Here is a 2,781-nt window from a genome sequence, read left to right as displayed (position 1 = left end):
AGCGCATCCTGCACAACCAGAGCCTCCAGATGAACCAGAGCTTCAAGACCGTACAGGAACTGAACCGCTATCGCAAAGAGATCGGCAAGGAAATCGTCGATTCCATCGCCGCCAAGCCGGCGCCCGCCGGCGCCTGATGCAGGACCTGCGTTGGCCAAGTTCAGYGGGCGGCAGAAGTCGGGTGCTTGCCCGCGGCGCCCAGGTGTTCGCGGTGGCCAACGCCAGCGACGCCTCGCTGGATTTCGCCGGGCAGCTTTCGCAAACTCTGGAGATGCTTGACGCCCACCTGGCGCACGTGGGCGCTTCGCGCACGGCGTTGCTCAGCGTGCAGATATTTCTGGTCGACATGCTGCATAAAAAACAGTTGGACCCTATCTGGCGCGAGTGGATAGGCGACGACAGCACCGTCTGGCCGCAACGCGCCGTAGTGGGCGCGCAGTTGGACGGCGGCCTGCTGGTTGAGATCGTGGCCCAGGCCTTCCGTTAAAGTCGCGGGATGCCCAGCGATCCCCAGCCCCCCCTCTTTCTACAGAAAATCGTCTCCCGCGAGGAGGCGCCGCAGCGCCTGGCCGCGCTGCCCCGCCCCGTCGTCTTCACCAACGGCGTGTTTGACGTGCTGCACCGCGGGCATGCCACCTACCTGGCCCATGCGCGTGCGCTGGGCGGCAGCCTGGTGGTGGCCCTGAATACCGATGCTTCGGCCCGCCGGCTCGGCAAGGGGGCGGACCGGCCGCTCAACAACGAGCAGGACCGCGCCATCATGATGGCGGCGCTGGAATCCGTGAGCCTGGTCACCTGGTTCGGCGAGGACACGCCGCTGGAACTGATTACCGAGCTGCGGCCCGACCTGCTGGTCAAGGGCGGCGACTATGACATGGACAAGCTCGCCGAAACGGCGGTGGTCAGGAGCTATGGCGGCGATGCCCGGGCGATTCCGTTTGTGGACGGCTATTCGACCACAGCGCTGGTGAAGAAAATCAGGGCCGCGCCGAGCGGCCCCTGATCAGGCCGATTTGGCGATCAGCACGGCGTTGGAGCCGCCGAATGCAAAGGAGTTGGACATCACCGCGCGCAGGCCCTTGGCGCCGCGCGGCGTGAGCGGGACATAGTCCAGGTCGCAGCGCGGATCGGGGTGGTGCAGGAAGGCCGTGGGCGGCAGTTGCCCCGTGCGCAGGGCCATCACGCTTGCAATGAATTCCATGGCGCCCGCCGCGCCCATGGCATGGCCATGTACGCCTTTGCTGGAGCTGATGGGCAGGCGAGCCGCCAGGTCCTGAAAGGCCAGTTTGATGGCGCTGGTTTCCACCACGTCGCCTACCTCGGTAGCGGTGCCGTGGGCATTGAGGTAACCGATGTCGGAGGCCTGCAGCTGCGCATCCGCCAGCGCCAGCGTCATGGCGCGCGCCTGGCCCTGGGCGTCGGGTTGCGTCAGGTGATGGGCGTCGGTGGTGGACGCGTAGCCGCAGAGCTCGGCCAGGATGGTGGCGCCGCGGCGTTTGGCGCTTTCCCACTCTTCCAGCACCAGCATGGCGGCGCCTTCGGCGAGCACCAGGCCGCTGCGGTCGGCGGAAAATGGGCGGCAGGATGTTTCAGGGCCGTCGGCATGGGGCCTGGCCAGCGTGTGCATGGCTTGCCAGGCCTTGATGGTGCCGCGATTGAGCAGCGCTTCCGAGCCGCCCGCCAGCATGGCGTCGGCATAGCCGTGGCGTATTTGCCGAAAAGCCTCGCCGATGGAGGTGGCCGACGAGGCGCAGGCATTGGAGATGGTGCTGCTCGGCCCCTTCAAACCGAACTCCATCGAGACGTGGGCCGCGATGGCGTTGTTCATCGCCAGCACGACGGTCATGGGGCGCAGGCGCGCGACCTTTTGTTCCAGCAGTGCCGTGTAGGCCACATCGGTGGAACTGGCGCCGCCGCTTCCGGTACCCAGCGACACGCCAAAGCGCTCTGCGGCAAAGCTGTTGTGCACGGAGGCGGAATCACCCAGGCCGGCCTGGGCCATGGCTTCGCGGCCAGCCACCAGCGCAAACTGGCTGACGCGGTCCATGGTCAGTAGCCGGGCGCGGGGAAAGTGGGGGTCGGGATCAAAATCGATCGCGCCGGCCAGCACGCTTTCGGTGCCGGTGGGAAAGGGAATGTCGACGGTCCGGATGCCGGAGTGGGCAGACAGCAATGAATCAAAAAACGCCTGGGTGCCGGTCCCCACGGCGGAGATGACGCCCAGACCCGTGATGGCAACGCGACGCATGGTGGTCCTGGGGGCGCCCGCCAGGGGCTTAAGCGGCGGGCTTGCCCGATGGCAGCAAAGGCTCGATCAGTTGGACCATTTCGGCCAGGGTCCGTGGCGGGTTGGCCTGGTCGGGAATCTGGATGCCGAACTGGTCTTCGATCTGGAAGAGGAATTCGATGACCGCCAGGGAGTCCAGTCCGAGGCTTTCCAGCGTGGCATCGGGCAGCAATTTTTCTTCGCTGATGCCAAATGTCTCGGCAAAAAGATTGATCAAATCAGAATTCATCACCCAACCAGTACGTATGTATGCAAAGCGTCATTGTCCCACCATCGCCGCAGCAGCTGACCATTGTTCAGGACCAATGTTCAAGCCCCACGGTTATTTTACAAAAGCGGTGGCGTTGTTTTTGTGCTTCAGGGGGTGTACATCTGCCGGACTGCATCCGACAGGCTGAACGTTCCCAGGAGCTCCCCTAAATAACTGACGGGCGCCGGCGCAATGGCCGCCGCGCCGATTTCGGCGCGCAAACGGGCGTTGCTGAACACCGCAT

General features: G+C 64.8%; 4 protein-coding genes and 1 pseudogene. 3 read left to right on the top strand and 2 right to left on the bottom strand.

Annotated elements, in window-relative coordinates:
- The 3 genes and pseudogenes from AC1D0P_RS24120 to rfaE2 all read left to right on the top strand — a co-directional run.
- Positions 1–137 (top strand): annotated as a pseudogene (locus tag AC1D0P_RS24120) (ferritin-like domain-containing protein); the annotation flags it as partial.
- Between the two features lie 44 nt (positions 138–181).
- Positions 182–487, top strand: a complete 306-nt coding sequence (locus AC1D0P_RS24115; protein ID WP_477679051.1) for a Rid family hydrolase — start codon at positions 182–184, stop codon at positions 485–487.
- 9 nt (positions 488–496) lie between these two features.
- Entirely contained in the window at positions 497–1,003 is a 507-nt protein-coding gene (gene rfaE2 / locus AC1D0P_RS24110; protein ID WP_477679050.1) for a D-glycero-beta-D-manno-heptose 1-phosphate adenylyltransferase, read from the top strand.
- Here rfaE2 and AC1D0P_RS24105 read toward each other — a convergent pair whose 3' ends face one another.
- Positions 1,004–2,248 carry a beta-ketoacyl-[acyl-carrier-protein] synthase family protein gene (locus AC1D0P_RS24105; RefSeq protein WP_477679049.1) on the bottom strand — a complete coding sequence of 415 codons (1,245 nt, stop codon included), beginning with the start codon at positions 2,246–2,248 and terminating at the stop codon, positions 1,004–1,006.
- 28 nt (positions 2,249–2,276) lie between these two features.
- On the bottom strand, positions 2,277–2,516 hold the full coding sequence (locus tag AC1D0P_RS24100) for an acyl carrier protein (protein ID WP_411885120.1): 240 nt from the start codon (positions 2,514–2,516) through the stop codon (positions 2,277–2,279).
- Between the last annotated feature and the right edge of the window lie 265 nt (positions 2,517–2,781).

This window comes from Polaromonas sp. P1_G2, assembly GCF_056405515.1.
The sequence above is the reverse complement of the archived record's forward strand: the minus strand, read 5'-3'. Positions and strand labels throughout refer to the sequence as shown.